At 63.8% G+C, this 18,030-nt stretch carries 19 protein-coding genes; 15 read left to right on the top strand and 4 right to left on the bottom strand.

The window, feature by feature from the left end; translation table 11 throughout:
• Nucleotides 1-48: 48 nt before the first annotated feature.
• Together paaZ and paaG are read right to left on the bottom strand one after the other, a co-directional pair.
• Nucleotides 49-2,067 carry a phenylacetic acid degradation bifunctional protein PaaZ gene (paaZ, locus tag DSM104635_RS03300; RefSeq protein WP_158764833.1) on the bottom strand — a complete coding sequence of 673 codons (2,019 nt, stop codon included), beginning with the start codon at nucleotides 2,065-2,067 and terminating at the stop codon, nucleotides 49-51.
• A gap of 3 nt (nucleotides 2,068-2,070) precedes the next feature.
• Nucleotides 2,071-2,859 carry a 2-(1,2-epoxy-1,2-dihydrophenyl)acetyl-CoA isomerase PaaG gene (gene paaG / locus DSM104635_RS03295; RefSeq protein ID WP_158764832.1) on the bottom strand — a complete coding sequence of 263 codons (789 nt, stop codon included), beginning with the start codon at nucleotides 2,857-2,859 and terminating at the stop codon, nucleotides 2,071-2,073.
• Nucleotides 2,860-2,928: 69 nt separating this feature from the next.
• Here paaG and paaI point away from each other — a divergent pair, with 69 nt between their 5' ends.
• The 8 genes from paaI (at nucleotide 2,929) to DSM104635_RS03255 (ending at nucleotide 9,005) form a co-directional block, all read left to right on the top strand.
• Nucleotides 2,929-3,354 (top strand): hydroxyphenylacetyl-CoA thioesterase PaaI, encoded by a 426-nt coding sequence (gene paaI / locus DSM104635_RS03290; protein WP_158764831.1) that lies wholly within the window; start codon nucleotides 2,929-2,931, stop codon nucleotides 3,352-3,354.
• 52 nt (nucleotides 3,355-3,406) lie between these two features.
• Entirely contained in the window at nucleotides 3,407-4,396 is a 990-nt protein-coding gene (gene paaA / locus DSM104635_RS03285) for a 1,2-phenylacetyl-CoA epoxidase subunit PaaA (protein WP_158764830.1), read from the top strand.
• Between the two features lie 5 nt (nucleotides 4,397-4,401).
• Entirely contained in the window at nucleotides 4,402-4,866 is a 465-nt protein-coding gene (locus DSM104635_RS03280) for a DUF3291 domain-containing protein (protein ID WP_158767989.1), read from the top strand.
• Nucleotides 4,867-4,873: 7 nt separating this feature from the next.
• On the top strand, nucleotides 4,874-5,167 hold the full coding sequence (gene paaB / locus DSM104635_RS03275; RefSeq protein WP_158764829.1) for a 1,2-phenylacetyl-CoA epoxidase subunit PaaB: 294 nt from the start codon (nucleotides 4,874-4,876) through the stop codon (nucleotides 5,165-5,167).
• Entirely contained in the window at nucleotides 5,167-5,916 is a 750-nt protein-coding gene (gene paaC, locus DSM104635_RS03270; protein ID WP_228445823.1) for a 1,2-phenylacetyl-CoA epoxidase subunit PaaC, read from the top strand. The genes paaB and paaC overlap by 1 nt, the downstream gene beginning before the upstream one ends.
• Nucleotides 5,913-6,398 carry a 1,2-phenylacetyl-CoA epoxidase subunit PaaD gene (paaD, locus tag DSM104635_RS03265; RefSeq protein WP_158764828.1) on the top strand — a complete coding sequence of 162 codons (486 nt, stop codon included), beginning with the start codon at nucleotides 5,913-5,915 and terminating at the stop codon, nucleotides 6,396-6,398. Before paaC ends, paaD begins: the two co-directional genes overlap by 4 nt.
• Nucleotides 6,399-6,456: 58 nt before the next feature.
• Nucleotides 6,457-7,533 carry a 1,2-phenylacetyl-CoA epoxidase subunit PaaE gene (gene paaE, locus DSM104635_RS03260; RefSeq protein ID WP_158764827.1) on the top strand — a complete coding sequence of 359 codons (1,077 nt, stop codon included), beginning with the start codon at nucleotides 6,457-6,459 and terminating at the stop codon, nucleotides 7,531-7,533.
• Nucleotides 7,534-7,622: 89 nt separating this feature from the next.
• Nucleotides 7,623-9,005 (top strand): sensor histidine kinase, encoded by a 1,383-nt coding sequence (locus DSM104635_RS03255; protein ID WP_158764826.1) that lies wholly within the window; start codon nucleotides 7,623-7,625, stop codon nucleotides 9,003-9,005.
• 15 nt (nucleotides 9,006-9,020) lie between these two features.
• On the opposite strand, the gene DSM104635_RS03250 is transcribed toward DSM104635_RS03255, so the two are convergent.
• Together DSM104635_RS03250 and DSM104635_RS03245 are read right to left on the bottom strand one after the other, a co-directional pair.
• A complete protein-coding gene (locus DSM104635_RS03250; protein ID WP_158764825.1) occupies nucleotides 9,021-9,620 on the bottom strand; it encodes a TetR/AcrR family transcriptional regulator in 600 nt (199 codons plus the stop codon).
• A 51-nt stretch (nucleotides 9,621-9,671) separates the two neighbouring features.
• Nucleotides 9,672-10,574 (bottom strand): PAS domain-containing protein, encoded by a 903-nt coding sequence (locus DSM104635_RS03245; RefSeq protein ID WP_158764824.1) that lies wholly within the window; start codon nucleotides 10,572-10,574, stop codon nucleotides 9,672-9,674.
• A gap of 237 nt (nucleotides 10,575-10,811) precedes the next feature.
• On the opposite strand from DSM104635_RS03245, the gene DSM104635_RS03240 reads away from it, so the two are divergent.
• The 7 genes from DSM104635_RS03240 to DSM104635_RS03210 all read left to right on the top strand — a co-directional run bounded on the left by DSM104635_RS03240 (nucleotide 10,812) and on the right by DSM104635_RS03210 (nucleotide 18,024).
• Nucleotides 10,812-11,288: a TadE/TadG family type IV pilus assembly protein gene (locus DSM104635_RS03240; protein WP_158764823.1), complete on the top strand. Its 477-nt coding sequence runs from the start codon at nucleotides 10,812-10,814 to the stop codon at nucleotides 11,286-11,288.
• Nucleotides 11,288-12,946 (top strand): pilus assembly protein TadG-related protein, encoded by a 1,659-nt coding sequence (locus tag DSM104635_RS03235; protein ID WP_158764822.1) that lies wholly within the window; start codon nucleotides 11,288-11,290, stop codon nucleotides 12,944-12,946. The genes DSM104635_RS03240 and DSM104635_RS03235 overlap by 1 nt, the downstream gene beginning before the upstream one ends.
• Before the next feature lie 80 nt (nucleotides 12,947-13,026).
• Nucleotides 13,027-13,530, top strand: a complete 504-nt coding sequence (locus DSM104635_RS03230; RefSeq protein ID WP_158764821.1) for a Csu type fimbrial protein — start codon at nucleotides 13,027-13,029, stop codon at nucleotides 13,528-13,530.
• Nucleotides 13,527-14,237 carry a fimbrial biogenesis chaperone gene (locus tag DSM104635_RS03225; protein ID WP_158764820.1) on the top strand — a complete coding sequence of 237 codons (711 nt, stop codon included), beginning with the start codon at nucleotides 13,527-13,529 and terminating at the stop codon, nucleotides 14,235-14,237. The genes DSM104635_RS03230 and DSM104635_RS03225 overlap by 4 nt, the downstream gene beginning before the upstream one ends.
• Nucleotides 14,200-16,422: a fimbria/pilus outer membrane usher protein gene (locus DSM104635_RS03220; RefSeq protein WP_158764819.1), complete on the top strand. Its 2,223-nt coding sequence runs from the start codon at nucleotides 14,200-14,202 to the stop codon at nucleotides 16,420-16,422. Before DSM104635_RS03225 ends, DSM104635_RS03220 begins: the two co-directional genes overlap by 38 nt.
• Complete coding sequence (locus DSM104635_RS03215) at nucleotides 16,419-16,913, top strand: spore coat protein U domain-containing protein (RefSeq protein WP_158764818.1); 495 nt, start codon at nucleotides 16,419-16,421, stop codon at nucleotides 16,911-16,913. Before DSM104635_RS03220 ends, DSM104635_RS03215 begins: the two co-directional genes overlap by 4 nt.
• 85 nt (nucleotides 16,914-16,998) lie before the next feature.
• Entirely contained in the window at nucleotides 16,999-18,024 is a 1,026-nt protein-coding gene (locus tag DSM104635_RS03210; RefSeq protein WP_158764817.1) for an efflux RND transporter periplasmic adaptor subunit, read from the top strand.
• The last annotated feature ends 6 nt before the right edge of the window (nucleotides 18,025-18,030 follow it).

The following is an 18,030-nucleotide window of genomic DNA, read 5'->3' as shown; positions in this document are numbered from 1 at the left end:
TCGCCGGCATGCGCCGGTGTTTGCCGGCGAGGGCGCCGGCGGTCCATATTAGGCCGCGTTCATCGTGAGTAGATCGTAAGCCGCGACGGTCTCGCCTTCGCGATTGGTGACAAGGACGTCCCAGCGCACTTCGCCCTGATCGGGCTTGCGCAGCGTTTTGTCTTTCACGGTGAGCGCGACTTGGATCGCTTCGCCGGGCTTCACCGGTTTGACGAAGCGCAGATTGTCTAGGCCGTAATTGGCGAGCACTGGACCTGGATCGGGATCCACAAAGAGTCCGGCTGCGAATGCAAGGATGAGATAGCCGTGCGCGACGCGGCCGCCGAACAGCGGATTGGCGGCGGCGGCGGCTTCATCCATGTGGGCGTAGAAGGTGTCGCCGGTGAAGTGGGCGAAGTGTTCGATATCGTCGAGCGTGATTTCGCGCGATTTGGTTTTGAGCTGATACCCGATCGGCAGGTCGTGGAACTTGCGGCGGAACGGGTGTTCGCTCGCCTCTTGCACCGGCATGCCGGCGATGTAGCGATTGGTGATCGCAGCGAGCACGCGCGGATGGCCCTGCAGCGCGGTGCGTTGCATGTAGTGCTTCACGCCGCGGATGCCGCCCATCTCCTCGCCGCCGCCGGCGCGGCCGGGGCCACCGTGAGTCATGTGCGGCATCGGCGAACCGTGGCCAGTGGATTCCTTGGCGCTGTCGCGGTCAATGAAGGCGATGCGGCCGTGGAACGAGCCTGAGCTGTGCACAACGTCGCCCGCGAAATCCGTGTCGTGCGTGAACACGCTCATTACAAGCGAGCCCTTGCCGCGATTGGCGAGTGCGATGGCGTCGGCGCCGTCTTGGTACGGCATCAAAGTTGAAACCGGGCCGAACGCTTCGACATCGTGCACAGCGCGCGCGTCCCACGGTTTGTCGCAGCGCAGCAGAACCGGCGAGATGAAGGCGCCCTTCTCGTTAAACGGCGATGCGTTGGGATCGCCGTAAACAATCGCGCCATCGGCGGCGATTTGCTTGATCTTGTCGCGCACGTCGTTGCGCTGGCTAGTGCTGACCAGGGCGCCCATCTTGGTCGCTTCGTCGCGCGGATCGCCGACAGTGATTTTTTCCAAACGCGCTTTCAGCGCGTCCTGCGCGGCGTCGAGAAGCTTGGCGGGCACAAGACCGCGGCGGATGGCGGTGCATTTTTGGCCCGCTTTCACCGTCATCTCGCGGACGACTTCCTTGATGAAGAGATCGAACTCGGGTGAGTCGGGCGACGCATCAGGACCGAGCACAGAGGCGTTGAGCGAATCTTGTTCGGCGACGAAGCGGACGCTTTCGCGCGTGATGACGGGGTGAGTGCGGAGTTTGGCGGCTGTGCTGGCGGAGCCGGTGAAGGAGACGACGTCCTGCGTCGTCAGATGTTCGAATAAATCGCCGGTGGCGCCGACGATCAGCTGCAGCGCGCCTTTCGGTAGAATGTTGGCTTCGAGCATGATGCGCACGGCGGCCTCGGTGAGATAGCTCGTTGCGCTGGCCGGCTTCACGATGGCGGGGACGCCAGCGAGGAAGGTTGGCGCGAGCTTTTCGAGCATGCCCCAGACCGGGAAATTGAAAGCGTTGATGTGGACGGCGACGCCTTGCAGCGAGGTGTAGACGTGCAGGCCCTGGAATGTGCCGTTGCGCGACAGCGCTTCGACGGCGCCGTCGATCAGGATGGTGTCGTTCGGGAGTTCACGGCGGCCTTTGCCTTGATAGACGGCGAAGGTCCCGATGCCGCCGTCGATATCGATCCAGCTGTCGCCCTTGGTGGCGCCGGTGCTGTAGCTGAGCTCGTAGAGTTCGTCCTTGCGTGCGGTGAGCGCTTCGGCGAGCGCCTTAAGCATGAGCGCGCGTTGGTGGAACGTGAGCTTGCGCAGCGCGGGGCCGCCATGCTCGCGTGCGAAGCGAAGCATGGCGCCGAAATCAAGTCCCTGTGATGATGTGAGCGCAACGACATCGCCGTTCACGGCGGAGCGTAATTCAGCGAGCCCACCGGCGCCGGCGACCCAATGGCCTTCCGCGTAATTCTGAAGCGTGATCGGTTTCATGTCTCAGCTTCCGGCAAAATTCGGCGGGCGCTTTTCCATGAAGGCGGCGACGCCTTCTTTGTAATCGCCGGTGCGACCGAGGGCGCGTTGTGCGTCGCGTTCAACATCGAGTTGTTCCGCAAGCGTGCGCGTGGCGCCTTCGCGGATCAATTTCTTGGTGGCAGCTAGACCTTTGGTCGGCGCCGACGCGAACTTCGCGGCGAGCGCGTCGGTTTCTTCCCGCAGTTTATCGTCATCGACGCATTTCCAGATCACGCCCCAAGCTTCGGCGCGCTCGGCGGTGAGCGGTTCGCCTGTCAGCGCGAGGCCCATGGCGCGCGCTTGGCCGGCCAGACGTGGCAACGACCAGGTGCCGCCGCTGTCGGGGACGAGTCCAATGTTGGCGAAGCTCTGGATGAACTTCGCGCTTCTCGCCGCAATAACGATGTCGCACGCGAGCGCGATGTTGGCGCCGGCGCCGGCGGCAACGCCGTTGACCGCGCAGATCACAGGAAGCTCGAGCGATGTCAGGCGACGGATCAGCGGATTGTAGCGTTTCTCCAGCGACTCGCCGAGATCGACGCCGTCACCGCCCGGCGCCACGGCGCGATCGGACAGATCCTGCCCTGCACAGAAGCCGCGGCCGGCGCCGGTGAGAACGAGCACGCGCGCATCGCTATTCGACACCGCCTCCAGCGCGCGCGAGACTTCGTCGTGCATCTGCACCGTGAAGCTGTTGAGGCGATCGGGGCGATTGAGCGTGAGGCGGGCGGCGCCGTTGGCGATCTCCAGCAGAATGGTTTCGTAGTCCATTGCTCGCCTCCTCGCGTATCGCGGTGGCGTATGATAGAACGCGTGGTCGGTCAATTCACGAGACATGCGATGACGGAAGCGGACGCGCTGGCGCGGCGGGTGGCGGATGCGATGCTGGCGCTGGAGGGCACCGGTCCCGCCTGGGGCATCACGATCGATGAAGCGCGCGAAGGTTACGCACGCATTCGCATGACACTCCGCGACGACATGCTGAACGGCCATCGCATCGCGCACGGCGGCATGATCTTCGCGCTCGCCGACACGGCGTTCGCCTATGCGTGCAATTCGCGCAATGAAACCAGCGTCGCGCAGAACGCGACGATCAGCTTCTTGGCGCCGGCGGCGGCGGGCGATGAGCTGGTTGCGGAAGCGCGGGAAGCGTCGCGGTCTGGGCGGAGCGGCGTCTATCAGGTCAGCGTCAAAACCGGCGAAGGCGCGGTGATCGCTGAATTTACTGGGCTTTCGCGGACGATTGGCGGGACGGTAATTAATTGACCGATCGGTCAGCGAATGATAGGATTGAGGCAAGTTCCGAAAGGCTTGGCGCATGTACACCACCGACCTCTCTGGGAAGAAGAAGGCTGAGGCCGTCGCCGAGGATCCGGCGAGGCTTGCAGCGTTCGAAGCGCGCGTGGCGGCCGATGAGTTCATCGAGCCGAAGGACTGGATGCCGGACGCGTATCGTAAGACGCTGGTGCGGCAGATGTCGCAGCATGCGCATAGCGAGATTGTCGGCATGCTGCCGGAAGGCAATTGGATCACGCGTGCGCCGAATTTGCGCCGCAAGGCGATCCTGCTGGCGAAGGTGCAGGATGAGGCCGGACACGGGCTTTATCTTTACTCGGCGGCGGAGACGTTGGGCACGTCGCGCGATGAGATGACCGAAGCGTTGCTCTCCGGCAAAGCTAAGTACTCCACGATCTTCAATTACCCGACGCTGACCTGGGCGGACATCGGCGCGATTGGCTGGCTGGTTGACGGCGCGGCGATCATGAACCAGGTGCCGCTGCAGCGGACCTCGTACGGCCCCTACGCGCGCGCGATGGTTCGTATCTGCAAGGAAGAGAGCTTCCACCAGCGCCAGGGTTACGAGATCACGATGCATCTGGCCGCGGGCACGCCCGAGCAGAAGCGCATGGCGCAGGATGCGTTGAACCGCTGGTGGTGGCCGTCGCTGATGATGTTCGGCCCGCCGGACGAGAAGTCACCGAACACCGAGCAAAGCATGCGCTGGCGCATCAAGCGCGACACCAACGATGAGCTGCGTCAGAAATTCGTCGATATCACCGTGCCGCAAGCTGAGGCGATTGGGCTGAAAGTGCCTGACGACAAGCTGAAGTGGAACGAAGAGCGTGGCGCTTACGATTTCGGCGAAGTGGACTGGGAAGAATTCTACGCAGTGGTGCGTGGCGAAGGGCCGGTCGCAAAAGAGCGCATGCAGGCGCGGCAGAAGGCCTGGGACGACGGCGCTTGGGTGCGCGACGCGGCGCGCGTGCATGCTGAGAAGCGTGCGGCAGCGAAGCAGGCGGCGGAGTGAGCCTCATGCACGTTGCTGAACTCAATATCGGCCGCGCACTGTATCCCCTCGACGATCCTCGCGTGGCGGGGTTCATGAATGCGCTCGATGCGATCAACGCGCTGGCCAAGCGCACGCCTGGTTTCGTCTGGCGCATGAAGGATGAGAGCGGCGCTGGGGCGACGGACATTAAGTTCACCGACAACCCGCAAGACATCGCAAATTTGACGGTGTGGGAAAACGTCGAGGTGCTAGAGCACTTCGTCTGGAACACGGCGCACAAGAAAATCTACAACGGCAAGCATTCGTGGTTCGAAGCGCCGAAGCAGGCGATTTTCGTGATGTGGCCCGTTGAAGTCGGGTGTTTTCCAACGTTGGCGGAAGCGCTGGAGCGGCTCGAGCATCTCCGCGCCCATGGATCAACCGACTACGCCTATGGCTGGGATCATCTCGCTCACCTGAAGGCGTGGCTGACAAAGCAATGTGGATGAGTGCGCGATGAGCGATCCGAGCAAGGAATGGCCGTTGTGGGAAGTGTTCGTGCGCGGCAAGGGCGGGCTGTCGCACCGCCATGTTGGCAGCGTGCACGCGGCCGATAGCAAGATGGCGCTGGAGCATGCGCGCGATACCTATACGCGGCGCATGGAAGGTGTGAGCTTATGGGTGTTGCCGTCGGCGCAGATCGTGGCGTCTGATCCAGGCGATGCGGCGGCGTTGTTCGAACCGGCGGAGGACAAAGTCTATCGCCACCCGACCTTCTACAAAATTCCCGATGGGATCACGCATATCTGATGTCCCCTCTCGCGACATATGCGCTGCGGCTTGGCGATGACTCGTTGATCCTTGGTCAACGGCTGGGCGAGTGGTGCGGGCATGCGCCGGCGCTGGAGGTTGATCTTTCGCTGGCGAACGTGGCGTTGGATCAAGTGGGACAAGCGACGCATTTTCTCGGGCTCGCCGGCGCACTTGAGGGCGAAGGCCGCGACGGCGATGCACTGGCGTTCCGGCGCGACGTGATGGATTTCACGAACTGTCTGCTGGTCGAGCAGCCGAACGGCGATTTCGCTCAGACGATCGCGCGATTGTTTCTGTTCTCGCATTACCAAGAGCTGCTGTTCATGGCGCTGATGGCGTCGAAGGACGCGCAGCTCTCGGCGATTGCGGCGAAGGCGGTCAAGGAAACCGCCTATCACGTGACGCTGGCGAGCGATTGGGTGGTGCGGCTGGGTGACGGCACCGAGGAAAGCCGCGCGCGCATGATCGCGGGGCTGGACTGGATGTGGCGTTTTGCCGACGAATTGTTCGCGATGGATGATGTCGATGCCACGGCGTTGGAGGCTGGCGTTGGCGTGGACAAGGCTGCGTTACGTGCGGCTTGGGACGCGCGGATTGATGCGGTGTTGGCAGATGCGACGCTAGAGCGACCTGCGTCGCGGCGGCCGGTGCTGGGCGGGCGCGTCGGCCGGCATTCGGAGCATCTGGGGCATTTGCTGACTGAGATGCAGTTCCTGCAGCGCGCCTATCCGGGCGCGACGTGGTGAGCGCCGTGGTCGCGATCACCGACACTGACCGCATCCGCGCGGTGCTGGCCAATGTGCCGGATCCGGAGATTCCGGCGGTATCCGTGCTTGATCTCGGCATCGTGCGCGAGATTGGCGCCGACGCAGTGACGATCACGCCGACATACACCGGGTGCCCCGCGACGCTGGCGATTGAGCAGATGATCCGCGCGGCGTTGGATGCCAACGGCTTTGGCGACGTAGCGATTGAGACGACGCTGTCACCGCCGTGGTCGACCGATTGGATCAGCGATGCGGGGCGCGAGAAGCTACATGCTTATGGGATTGCGCCACCGCCGAAGGGCGCGGCTGCGTCCGCGCTGAAGAATGCACAAGCCGCGGAGTGTCCGCGGTGCGGCTCGTCCAATACGGAAGAAATCTCACGGTTTGGCTCGACGCCGTGCAAAGCGCTGTGGCGCTGCAAAGCGTGCGCTGAGCCGTTCGATAGATTCAAATGTCACTAGCAAACGCGCCTCTCCGGCTCGCTCCGCTCGCCACCTCCCCCGCAAACGGGGGAGGACAATGAGCATCGATTTTCACAAGCTGCGAGTGGCGGAGGTAAAGCGCGAGACGCCGGATGCGGTGTCGGTGCGGTTTGAGTTGCCGGAAGAGTTGCGCGAGGCGTTTAAGTTTCGCGCTGGCCAGCATCTCACCTTCCGGCGCGAGATTGGCGGCGAGGAGTTACGGCGCAATTATTCCGTGTGCGTTTCGCCGAGCGAAGGCATGCTGAAAATCGGCGTGAAGAAGATCGCGGGCGGCGCGTTCTCGGGCTGGGTCAACGATATGCTGAAAGCCGGCGACGTCATGGACGTCATGGCGCCGCACGGTTCGTTCTGCTGGGCGTTCGATGAGACGGCGCGGCGTGAGTATGCGGCGTTCGCGGGCGGATCTGGGATCACGCCGGTGTTGTCGCTGCTGAAAACGGCGTTGGCGATGGAGCCGCATTCGCGATTCACGCTGTTCTACGGCAACCGCAATTCGCCGGGCGTGATGTTTCTGGAGGAAATTGCCGGGCTGAAGGATCGCTATCTCGATCGGCTCTCGGTGTTTCATTTCCTCGAGGAAGAGGAAGAAGAGATTGAGCTGTTCAACGGCCGGCTCGATCGCACCAAGGTTGAGGAGGTTCTGTCGACCGTGGTGCGCCCCCAGAACGTCGATGCATTCTTCATCTGCGGGCCAGGTCCCATGATGGATGCGGTTGAGGAAGCGCTGATCGCCAAAGGCGTCGACAAGCCGCGCATTCTAATCGAGCGCTTCACAACCGGGCCGCTCTCCGCGGCGCAAGCGGCCGCGGCGCGAGCGCTGGAGGAGAAGGCGGCGGGGCTGAAGATGAGCGTGACGCTGAACGGGCGGCGCGTGCAGGTCGCGTTCGACCCGGAAAAACACTCGATCCTGGACAATGTGCGCGGCGCCGGTCTCCCCGCGCCGTTTGCGTGCAAGGGCGGTGTTTGCGCGACGTGCCGCGCCAAAGTGACGGCGGGCGAAGTGAGCATGAAGGTGAACTACGGGCTTTCGGAGCAGGAATTGGCCGAAGGCTACGTGCTCACGTGCCAAGCAACGCCGCTGACGGAAGGCGTGGCGCTGACGTACGACGCGTAGGCGTTGACGCCGTTTAAGACGCGCAAACAAAAGCTTAACAGCAGTATCCTTCACGCGACCTCAACCTTGTTTGTGTTACGCCGTCGCGCATGTGGACCCGAGAGCAGCGCGCGCGCGTCGTTGCGGCGGCTGCCATGGTGGCCGTCGCGCTTCCTGGCGCGCTGACCGTTGTCGTGTTCTCAACCTATCGACAATCGGCCATCGCCACGGGTCGCAGCGAGGATCTGCTGAGCGACATTCGCCAGCTCGACGAAGTGCTCACCACTTCGGCCCTGCTCTATGCGCGCACTGGTGAGCGCCGTTGGCGCTGGCGCTACGAAGCGGGCGTGGAAGATCTCGACGAGGTTCTGGCCTCGGTTGAACGGTACGCCCCGACGGATGAGGCTCTCCGCCATATCCATGAAATTAGCACCGCAAACGATGCGCTGGTCGACATGGAGACCCGTGCGTTCGAGATGACGGCGGACAGGCAGGGGCAGGAGGCTTATGCGCTCCTGACCTCAACGGCGTACGATCAGGAAAAGCGGGTGTACGCCAACGGGCTCAACCTGGCGCTTGCCGAGGTGCGTGATCGCGCTGATGCGGCTACCCGGAGCCTTGGCGTTGAATTGCTGCTCGCCGCGTTGGGCTGTCTCGCAGGGCTGTTCGCGTGCTTTGCGGTATGGTTCGGGCAAATGCGCCGCCACCTCACGGAGGAAGAACGCCTGCAGGACAGCTTGCGCCGCGAGCGGGATGCAGCCAACAGGGCGAATGCGACGAAAACGCGCTTCCTCGCCAATATGAGCCACGAGCTGCGCACGCCGCTGAACGCGATCGTCGGCTACAGCGAAATGCTCAAGGAGGATGCTGACGCCGATGGCCGTGTGGGCGATGCGAACGATCACGATCGGATCATTGCGGCCGCAAGCACGCTGCTAAGGCTGATCAACGACCTGCTCGACATTTCCAAGGCCGAAGCTGGACGCATCGTGCTCAAGGTTGAAGATTTCGCTGTCTCCGATCTCATTGAACGCGTGGTTGGCACAGTGGACCATCTGGCCCGAGCTCGGGCCAACCAAGTCGTCGTCGACGTAGCGCCCAATATCGGCGCCACGCGCAGCGACGAGTTCCGGCTAGGTCAGTGCCTCATCAATCTGCTCTCCAACGCAGCTAAGTTCACCGAACAGGGTGAAATCCGCTTGAGCGCGCGCCGCGAGGGCGAAGATCTTGTCTTCGTCGTGACCGACACCGGCATCGGCATGACGGCCGAGCAGATGGGTAGGATTTTCAAAGCCTTCGTGCAGGCAGACGACACCGTGACGCGCACCCATGGCGGCACCGGATTGGGACTCGCTATCACGCGCGAACTGGCGCAGCTGCTCGGCGGCGACATTCGCGTCGAAAGCGCGCCGGGCCAAGGATCCACGTTCACACTGTGCGTGTCGGCCGTTCTTGCGCCCGCCGCCAAGGAAATGCCCGCACTCGCGGCGTAGGCGCCTAGGGCGTCGCTACTCAGCTACTTTCGCCAGACCACCCAATGTTAGATCCACCGCCATCTCGGCCAGTGCGCCAGCGCTGACGGGGCCCTTTGGATCGAACCAGGTGTGGGTCCAGTTGATCGTGCCGAAGAAGAGCATCGCGGCGGCGAAACCGGCGCCGCTCTTCTTCTTGAGCGCCGGCTCGATTTCCAACAGCAGCTTGCGCACGATCTCGATCAGGCCGCGCTGAACGGTGACGATCTCGGCGCGTCGTGCTTTTGGCAAATGATCCAGATCATTCAGCAACACCTTGTGGCGGTCCACCGCGCCGACATAGAGCGCCATGAAGCGGTGCGCGAGTTCACGCAGCTTGCGTTCGGGCCGCACGTCGGCATCGACAACCTCTCGCGCGGCGGCTTCCAGCGCACGCACATGGCTGATCATCACGTCGTAGAGAATATCCTCCTTCGCCTGGTAGTAGTGGTAGATCAGGCTCTTCGAGATTTTGCCGCGCTTGGCGATATCAGCGACCGACGCACCGTTGAAGCTCTCACGCGCGAACAAGGCCGCGGCCGTTTCAACGATCGCTTCCTTTCGTTCGTCGTAGTCCGCCGCTTGTGTCCGCGCCATGGGCGGACGTTACAGGGCTAGGCGCCGCCGCCGCCACTAGTTTCGCGTGTGTTAAGCGGCGTGTTGGCGCTCGTCGGCGTCATCTTGAGTCGGCACCCACAACGCCTGGGCGCCATGCGCGACGCTGTCCACCACAATGGGCGCGAGCGACAAGACGCCCCTCATCTCTTCGCCCCTCTTGCCGAGCAAGGTGAGCGCGATGTCGCGGCCCAGCGCCTCGCGTAGGACGCCTTCGATGGCTTCGCCGGCCTCGCGCCGATGTGGCGGCGAGATCAGATCGATGAAGCGGTGGCCGAGCACATCGGCCCCGCTGAAGCCGGACCAGACGCAAAAATGCTCATCGATAGCCGCGATGCGCGCGCGGCTATCGAGCCGCATCGCGGCGGCCTGGGGATGGCGGCGCACGGCGGCGTCGAGGGCCGCACTTTGCTCAAGCTCACGGCGCAAGTGCTGCTGCTCGGTGGTGTTGGTGAACAGCGCCGCGGCGCCTTTGGCCATCGGAAAGACGTTCATGGAGATGGCGCGCCCGTCAAAACTGCCGGCGTCAACAGACTCCTGTTTGCGAGAGCGTATGACGCGCTGCAGACGATCGCCCAAAATAGAACCGAGCGGCTGGGGCAAGACGTCGAAAACCTGAGCGCCGCGCAATTGATCGCGGGTACGGCCAGTGAATGCCTCCGCGGTTGCGTTGCTCGACACGATATGCAGTTGCGCATCGACAAGAAGAAACCCTTCGTCGAGGTTTTCGAGCACGCTGGCGAAATCCGCCCTGAGCGCGGCGAGGACGGCTTCCGATTGCGCGGCGCCCTCTGCATGCACCGCGTCGGGTGCGGCGAGCACCAGGCGTTCGCGGCCGTGGTGCGTAATCGCAATCGGCTGGCGCAGCGCTTCGCTCTGCCAATACCCGATGTTGCGAATGAATTCCGCAGACGAAACTGCGATCCGGTTTGTCATCAGCTCTATTCGGTTTGCGAACTCTCCGAGAGTTCTGACTTTGTTGAATAAGACATTACAACCTTCACGTGCTTCCTAGGCTGACTGTGACCGCAAGGGAGCGCAAATGAGATATGTCAGCAGCCGTGCGTTACTAACAGCTAGAAACTTGGATTTTGCGTACATTCCACACAATGTGATGGCCCGAGATCGCAACGACCCGGCGGCATGATGGCCTCGTGTTACGGGGGCTGTTAAATGGCGTTCGCTCTCAGGTTGTCGCCGTTTTTCAAGGCTGTTGTGCTGCCGCGCTTCGACGGATCACCGGTGCGCCGGTTCTCCAAGGAACGCGCCGGCACGGCCGCAGTCGAGTTCGCGATCGTTGGGCCGGTGCTCATCCTTCTGATGCTCGGCATGGTGACGTACGGCGGATATTTTCTTACCGCACACACGGTACAACAGCTGGCGAACGACGCCGCGCGCGCCGCGATCGCTGGCCTGGACGATGACGAACGGCTGTTGCTGGCGCGCGAATCGGCGACGGCCAGCCTCGCCGGCCAAGCCTTCATGCGCGGACAGCTTTCACAACTAGAGGTACGCCGCACTGGCGAGACCATGGCCATCAGTGTCACGTATGACGCCCGCGAGGATGTCTACTGGTCCTTTGAATCGTTGCTGCCGGTGCCGTCGCCGGACATTTCGCGCACAGCCACCATCCGACTGGGCGGGCTCTGATGTCCCTCCATACCTTCATTGGGGCACGCGGAGGCGGCATCTCGGTGCTGACGGCGCTGAGCAGCGTGATGCTAATCGGTTTCGCCGGCCTCGCAACCGACGTGGGCTCGGTCTATCTCGAATCTCGAAGGCTGCAGGGCACCGCGGATCTCGCCGCCCTCGCCGCGATCCAGAACCCGGCGCAAGCGGAAGCGCTCGCCACCGCCACCGTGTCCGCCAACCGGTGGTCGCACGACGCCCGCATTCGCATCGTGCGCGGAACATATGCGCCGGATCGTTCCATACGGCCAGGCGAGCGCTTCCGACCTAATGCGCCGGGACCTAACGCAGTGAACGTCGAGGTGACAACCTCCACGCCGTTGTTCTTCGGCAAGCTGTTCATCCCCAGCGGACGCATGACCATCACACGCCGGGCTACGGCGGCGCAAACACAGCTGGCCAGTTTCCAGATCGGCTCGCGCTTGCTTGCGCTCAACGGCGGCGTCGCCAACCAAGTGCTGAGCGGCCTCACCGGCAGCAGCGTCTCGCTCTCGGTGATGGACTATAACTCGCTCCTGAACGCTGACGTTGAGCTCTTGTCCTTCGTCGATGCGCTGCGGACTCGGATGAACCTGGAAGCGGGCACCTACGAGGAGACGTTGTCGTCTCGCGTCGAAGCGCCGGTCGCCTTGCATGCGCTGGCTGATGTGCTGGCGGGGCAAGAACCGCGCGCCGAGCGCGCCATGCGCCAATTGGCGCAGGCTGCGGAGTATGCGGGTTCGGTTGGCCCGCTCGATACGTTGATCGATCTTGGCCCTTACGCACAACAGGATCACACCGCGCAACTGGGCGCATCGCAGATCCAAGTGAGCGCGATGGATCTGGCGACCGCCGTACTGCAGATCGCCGGCGGCGACCGCCAGGTGCGTCTCAATCTGGGCGCGGGCGTACCGGGCTTGGCGTCCACCGACGTGTGGCTTGCCATCGGCGAACGGCCGAACAATTCGCCATGGCTTGCCGTAACCGACGACGAGAATGTCATCATCCGAACCGCGCAGATGCGTCTTTTCATCCAGGCCCAGGTGCGCCCGGCCGGCGCACTCGGCGCCCTGGCAAATGTGCGCCTACCGATCCTATTGGAAATGGCGTCCGCGCAGGCGCGGCTCAACAGTATTCGCTGCGGTTTCGATCCGCGCGACCGCGAAGTCACGCTGGACGTTGCGCCGAGCATCGGCAGTCTGAGCCTGGGCGACATCAACACGTCGCGGCTCGACGATTTCCGCACCGCCTTGCACCCTACCCGCGCCGATCTCGTTCGCGTGGGCCCGATCCGGGTCCAGGGTGAAGGCCGCGTCGAACTCGGCGGCCAAGCTTGGCAGCAGGTCCGTTTCAATGGCAGCGACATCGATGGCGGCGTGGTCAAACAAGTGCACACGCGCGACACGGCGCAGGCGACAATCTCAAGCTTGCTGGGACGAACCAATCTCACGGTCGCCGCTGGCGGGCTTGGACTAAGCACCGGCGCCGTGACGAGCTCGGTGCGAGGCGCGCTTACGACAGCGGCGGCGCCGTTGGATGGATTGGTCAATGGGTTGTCGGATCTCCTGGGCGTACGCCTCGGCGAAGCCGACGTCCGAGTGAACGGCGTGCGCTGCGGCGGCGCTGCATTGGTGGCGTGATGTCGAGTGCAAGACTGATAAGCGCCGCGGGGCGCGCCGTTCACACGATTTCTTTTGCCCAACAGCATTTGGCTGGAGTCATGGCTCGGGTAATAACGATCTTGATCGCCGGCGCGTTTGCAACGGCGGTTCTCGCGCCAATGAACGCGCACGCGGGCACCGATACAGATACGTTCACGGTCACCGCGAACGTGCTGGCGACGTGTGAGATTGTAGCCAACGATCTCGACTTCGGCGACTACAATCCCGTCGCCGCGTCCAACCTGGATGCGGCAACGACGCTGAGCCTCACCTGCACCAACGGAACGTCGTACAATGTCGGCCTCGACCTTGGTGAAGGCACGGGCGCCTCCACGGCGACCCGCTATATGGCTGATAGCGGCGACACGTATTTCCTCGGCTACACGCTCTATCAGAATGCCGGCCGGACGACGCTTTGGGGCGCCAACGTCGGCTCGAATACTCTCGCGGGATCAGGGACGGGAAGCGCGGCGACGATCGACGTTTATGGCCGAGTTCCAATGACCCAAACCGTGCCCTCGGGAAATTTCTCGGACACCATCACGGTCACGGTGACGTGGTGAGCCGCTCGCTCGTCATCCTCGCGATCGGCGCCCTCGCCGCTTCCGCGCCTGCCGAGGCGCAGACCGGTGGCATCCAGGTCGCGCCGGTGATGATCGTGATGACGGGCGATCACAACATCACGTCGCTGCGAGTCCGCAATGGGCGCGCGCGTCCGGTGGCGTTCGAGATCGACGCCTACGAATGGCGGCAAGAGAACGGTGAGGACATTCTGACGCCGACACAGGATCTGTTGTTGGCGCCGGGCGTGTTCGAGATTGCGCCCGAGACGGAGCAGGTCGTTCGCCTCGGTGTGGTGACAACCGCGGGCGCGGCGGGCGAACGCTCCTATCGCATCATCATGCGCGAATTGCCCGCGTTGCGTGAGGGCCTCAACGTGCTGGGCTTCTCACTCGAGATGTCGTTGCCGGTTTTTGTGCGGCCGGAGGATGCGCGCGGGTCCATCCAAACAAGCACTCTCATGCGCGATGGCGGTCGCGTTCTTCAGCTGACCAACACGGGCCGCGCGCATGCGCAGATTGGCGCCGTGGAGGATATGGACGCCGGCGCACTCGAGGCGCCGCGCTACCTGCTCGCGGGAACATCGGTCGAGATCGCATTACCGCTCCGTGCGCGCACCATTCGGGTGCGGGCATCGGAAGCGGGCGGTTCGCAAACAGAGCGGTTGGTCCATGTCGAGTATTCGGACGACCGCGCTTCTCTGCGCTAGTCTCGCGCTGGCCGCGCCGGCCTGGGCGGAGGACGCAGCACCCTTTGTAACGCAATTGCGCCTGCCCGCCCGCGACACGGCACTCGACACCTTCGCGTGGCGTCGGGGCGACGACGTGCTCGTTTCGCGCGCCGACCTTGCGCGGCTGTCGATTCAAGCGCCGGGCGCCGAAGAGCGCGTCAGCTTGGCGTCGGTGCCGGGACTGACCTACGCGCTGGACGATGCGGCCGCGGCGATTGTGCTCACTTGTTCGGCGCGATGCTTCGACGTGCAGCGTCTGGCGCCGAGGGCAGAACACACGGCTTCGCCACTGCAGAACGCGCGCGGCGCCTACATGAACTACGACGCCGAAGCGCAATGGCTGGATGGGCGCGGCGTCGTAGCGTCCGGCGTTGCTGAAGGCGCCATGTTCGGACCGTGGGGATTGGTCGAAAGCAGTTGGCTCGGCGCGAGCACCGGCGAAGCGCGCGGCTTGGCGCGGCTGGAGACACGTTGGACCGTCGACCGCCCCGAACAACACCTGCGCATGCGCATCGGCGATTCCAGCGCGATCGCCGCCAGCGGCGCGCCAGTTCGGTTTGGCGGTGTTCAGATCGGGCGGCATTTTGGTCTTCAGCCTTCGCTGATCACGCACCCGACAGCCACGCTGAGCGGCGAAGCGCAATCGGCATCAACGGTCGAGCTCTACGTCGATGGCGCGCTGCGCGCCCGTGAGCACGTGGCGGCAGGGCCATTTGCGTTTGAGAACGCGCCACTGGTGACCGGCGCCGGCGAAGCGGAGCTTGTGGTGACAGATGTCGCCGGCCGTCAGCAGGTCATTACACGGCCCTTCTTCGTGAGCATGGCGTTGCTGCGGCCCGGCTTGTCCGATTGGAGCGTTTCGGCCGGCGCGGAGCGTCTGGCGTTTGGACGCGAGAACGCGGACTACGGCGAGAGTTTTGTATCTGGGCGCTATCGGCTTGGTCTCACCAACACGGTGACCGCAGAAGCCGGCATCGATGTGGGCGACGCCAGCACGACGTTTCAGGCCGGAGCAACAGCTGCGCACATCATGTTTGGGCAAGTGCGGTTGGCGCACGCCGAAACGGCTGATGGCGGCGCCACGGAGGCGGCGTGGCTCTATCAAACCAGCCGCTGGTCGCTCGGCCTTCAAAGCGAAACGCGCGATCCATCGTTTAGTATGCTTGGCCTTCGCGACAACCGTTTGCTTCGCAGCACCGCTATGCAGGCCAGCGTTAACCTGGAACATTACGGCTCCGCGTCATTCGTCGCCGCCGCGGTCGATGAGGTCGAGGCGAGTGAGGCACGCACCTACGCTCTCTCCTATTCGCCGGATTTGACCTTCGGCACGCTGACGGCGCGGTTGCTCTACACCGAGCGCGAGGAACGCGAGCTTTCGTTCGGACTTCATTTTGCGCTGGCGCTCGATAGCGACATTTCGCACAGCTTTGCCTACGAGATCGACGACTATGGAGCGACCTATCGCGCCTCATCGCAGCGCTCGCCGGCATTTGGCGGCGGCGATGGTTGGCGCGCGCGCAGCGTGTTCGGCCGCCAGCAACGGCTGGAGTTTTCCGGCTCACGGCGCGGTCGCATCGGCGATACCGTCGTGCAGGTGGCCCGGACCCAAGAAGACGTGGGCGCCCGTCTGCAGCACAGCGGCAGCATTGGCGCAATCGAGGGCTATCGTTTTGCCGCACGGCCGATTCGCGGCGCCTTCGCGCTGGTTGATGTCGGCTCGCCGAATGTTGGGATCGCCCGCGATCGACTCAATATTGGCGCGACCGGGCGGGATGGGCGCGTGATTGCAACTGGGTTGCGGCCATACGACGTCAACGCCATTTCCCTATCCGCGGACGATTTGCCCTTCGATCACGCGACGGCGGCGACAGAAATCCGCGTGGCGCCCGGTGAAGGCGCTGGCGTCGTTGTGCGATTTACGGAATCTACGCAAACGCTGACGGAAGCGCACGCGAGAATGGCCAATGGCGCGTTCGCGATGCGCGGCGATATCCTGATCCGCCTTCGCGACGGCGCACGCTTTCCGATTGGAGCGAATGGACGCGTCGTCCTTCTCGGACTTGAAAGGGGCGATGTGTTCGAACTGGCGTCAAATCGGCGCTGTTCAACGGCCGGCGGCGAAAACGTAACAAGCCCTGATCTCGTCATCTCGTGTGCCGCATGAGGGGCGCGCTTTGTCTTGCCGCTCTCTTTCTCGTGCTCGGCGCGGCGCCAGCGCACGCCTTGCTCTGCATCCCGCTCGTCGGATGCTCTTGCACCGTCACCGCAAGCGACATCACGTTTGACTCGTTCAGTCCGCTCGATGGCGAACAACAGGCCTCCGGTGTGATCGAAGTGGATTGCACGGGCGTCGCCGACGTCGCGCCATCGGTGATCGCGCGGCTTGACGATGGTTTGTATGGCTCAATGGCTGCGCGCCAGATGCGCACCGCAGGCGCTCAGCAGCTCCTGTACAATATCTACACCGGCTCAGCGGTGAACGCCCCGGTGTGGGGCGACCTCACAGGCGGCGCCGCCAACACCACGATCACTGGCGGCCTGTTGAGCATCGGCCACTGGACGACGTCGCGGGAAATGTTCGGCCGCGCCTACCCGACCACGGCGACCACGCCCGGCGGCTATTCCGACACGGTCGTCGTCACCATCATCTGGTAAACGTCGGAAAAATTCGCGTGATCGCGCCAAATCGGCGTTGTGATCGTTGAATAATTCCTATATCGTTCAGCGATAGGGAGTCCCTGTGCTGCAACGGTCTAATTTTATAGGGTTTTTGGTCGCCGCTGCGCTTTTGGCCGGCTGCGGCAGCGCGGACGGCGACGCCGAAAGCGCGCCTGCGGGCGAAGGCCCGCTGGTCCAGGTCGTCGAAGTGGCCTCGGAAAGCGCGCCCGGCGCCGTGCAGGCCAGCGGGCTGGTTGGCTTCAAGCGCGAAGCGGATCTCGCGTTCAACGCGCCCGGCGTTGTGGCGACGATCGCCGTCGACGCCGGCGATATCGTGCAGCGGGGCCAGCGTTTGGCGACGTTGAGGCGGACCAGTGTTGGCTCCAATCCGAACGAAGCGGCTCTGGCACGCGCCAATGCGGAGCGCGATCTGGCGCGGACGCAGGAATTGTACGAGCGCGGCTTTGTTTCCGAGGCGCGGCTCGAAGATGCGCGACTTGCTGTCGAGCGTGCCCGCGACTCTTCAGTGCTGACGGCGCCGGCGGATGGCGTGATCCTGCGCCGGCGCGCGGATCCGGCGCAATCCGTTGCGGCGAACGCGGCGATTCTGAGCTTCGGTGAAACCGGATCGGGTGTCGTGGTGCGCGCACCGGTGGCGTCGACATCCGCCGCACGTGTGCGTGTTGGTGATGCAGCGATCGTGCGCGTGGCTGGTTTGGGTGACGCGCGCAGCGGACGCGTCGCGCGTGTCGGCGCGCAAGGCGACGACAGCACTGGCGCTTTCGAAGTCGAGATTGAAGTTCAAAACGCCGAAGGCCTGCGGAGCGGCATGGTCGCGGCGGTTGAAATCGCGGCCCTTGCCAGCGTTGCGACCGAGAACGCGCTGATCGTCCCGACGTTGGCGTTGCTCGACGCGCGCGCCGATCAAGGCGTCGTGTTTGTGATCGACGCGGAGAACGTGGCGCGGCGGCGGCCGGTGCGCACCGCGGGCGTCACTCAGAATGGCGTGCTGATAGTGGACGGGTTAGCGGCGGGAGAGCGCGTTGTCTCGGCCGGCGCTGCTTACGTACGCGACGGCGAACCGGTTCGCATCGCGGCGGAGAGCTAAGCCCGC

This window comes from Terricaulis silvestris, assembly GCF_009792355.1.
GTDB classification, from domain to species: Bacteria; Pseudomonadota; Alphaproteobacteria; order Caulobacterales; family Aquidulcibacteraceae; genus Vitreimonas; species Vitreimonas silvestris.
This window is presented reverse-complemented; position numbering and strand designations above follow the sequence as displayed.

What these genes read in the sequence shown, in the direction of transcription:
- DSM104635_RS03250 (WP_158764825.1), bottom strand. Translation starts at nt 9,620, where the DNA reads ATGGCGCGGACACAAGCGGCGGACTACGACGAACGAAAGGAAGCGATC.
- paaB (WP_158764829.1), top strand. Translation starts at nt 4,874, where the DNA reads ATGAGCGATCCGAGCAAGGAATGGCCGTTGTGGGAAGTGTTCGTGCGC.
- paaZ (WP_158764833.1), bottom strand. Translation starts at nt 2,067, where the DNA reads ATGAAACCGATCACGCTTCAGAATTACGCGGAAGGCCATTGGGTCGCC.
- paaC (WP_228445823.1), top strand. Translation starts at nt 5,167, where the DNA reads ATGTCCCCTCTCGCGACATATGCGCTGCGGCTTGGCGATGACTCGTTG.
- paaG (WP_158764832.1), bottom strand. Translation starts at nt 2,859, where the DNA reads ATGGACTACGAAACCATTCTGCTGGAGATCGCCAACGGCGCCGCCCGC.
- DSM104635_RS03255 (WP_158764826.1), top strand. Translation starts at nt 7,623, where the DNA reads ATGTGGACCCGAGAGCAGCGCGCGCGCGTCGTTGCGGCGGCTGCCATG.
- DSM104635_RS03245 (WP_158764824.1), bottom strand. Translation starts at nt 10,574, where the DNA reads ATGACAAACCGGATCGCAGTTTCGTCTGCGGAATTCATTCGCAACATC.
- DSM104635_RS03230 (WP_158764821.1), top strand. Translation starts at nt 13,027, where the DNA reads ATGGCTCGGGTAATAACGATCTTGATCGCCGGCGCGTTTGCAACGGCG.
- DSM104635_RS03240 (WP_158764823.1), top strand. Translation starts at nt 10,812, where the DNA reads ATGGCGTTCGCTCTCAGGTTGTCGCCGTTTTTCAAGGCTGTTGTGCTG.
- paaA (WP_158764830.1), top strand. Translation starts at nt 3,407, where the DNA reads ATGTACACCACCGACCTCTCTGGGAAGAAGAAGGCTGAGGCCGTCGCC.
- DSM104635_RS03235 (WP_158764822.1), top strand. Translation starts at nt 11,288, where the DNA reads ATGTCCCTCCATACCTTCATTGGGGCACGCGGAGGCGGCATCTCGGTG.
- paaI (WP_158764831.1), top strand. Translation starts at nt 2,929, where the DNA reads ATGACGGAAGCGGACGCGCTGGCGCGGCGGGTGGCGGATGCGATGCTG.
- DSM104635_RS03220 (WP_158764819.1), top strand. Translation starts at nt 14,200, where the DNA reads ATGTCGAGTATTCGGACGACCGCGCTTCTCTGCGCTAGTCTCGCGCTG.
- paaE (WP_158764827.1), top strand. Translation starts at nt 6,457, where the DNA reads ATGAGCATCGATTTTCACAAGCTGCGAGTGGCGGAGGTAAAGCGCGAG.
- DSM104635_RS03215 (WP_158764818.1), top strand. Translation starts at nt 16,419, where the DNA reads ATGAGGGGCGCGCTTTGTCTTGCCGCTCTCTTTCTCGTGCTCGGCGCG.
- DSM104635_RS03280 (WP_158767989.1), top strand. Translation starts at nt 4,402, where the DNA reads ATGCACGTTGCTGAACTCAATATCGGCCGCGCACTGTATCCCCTCGAC.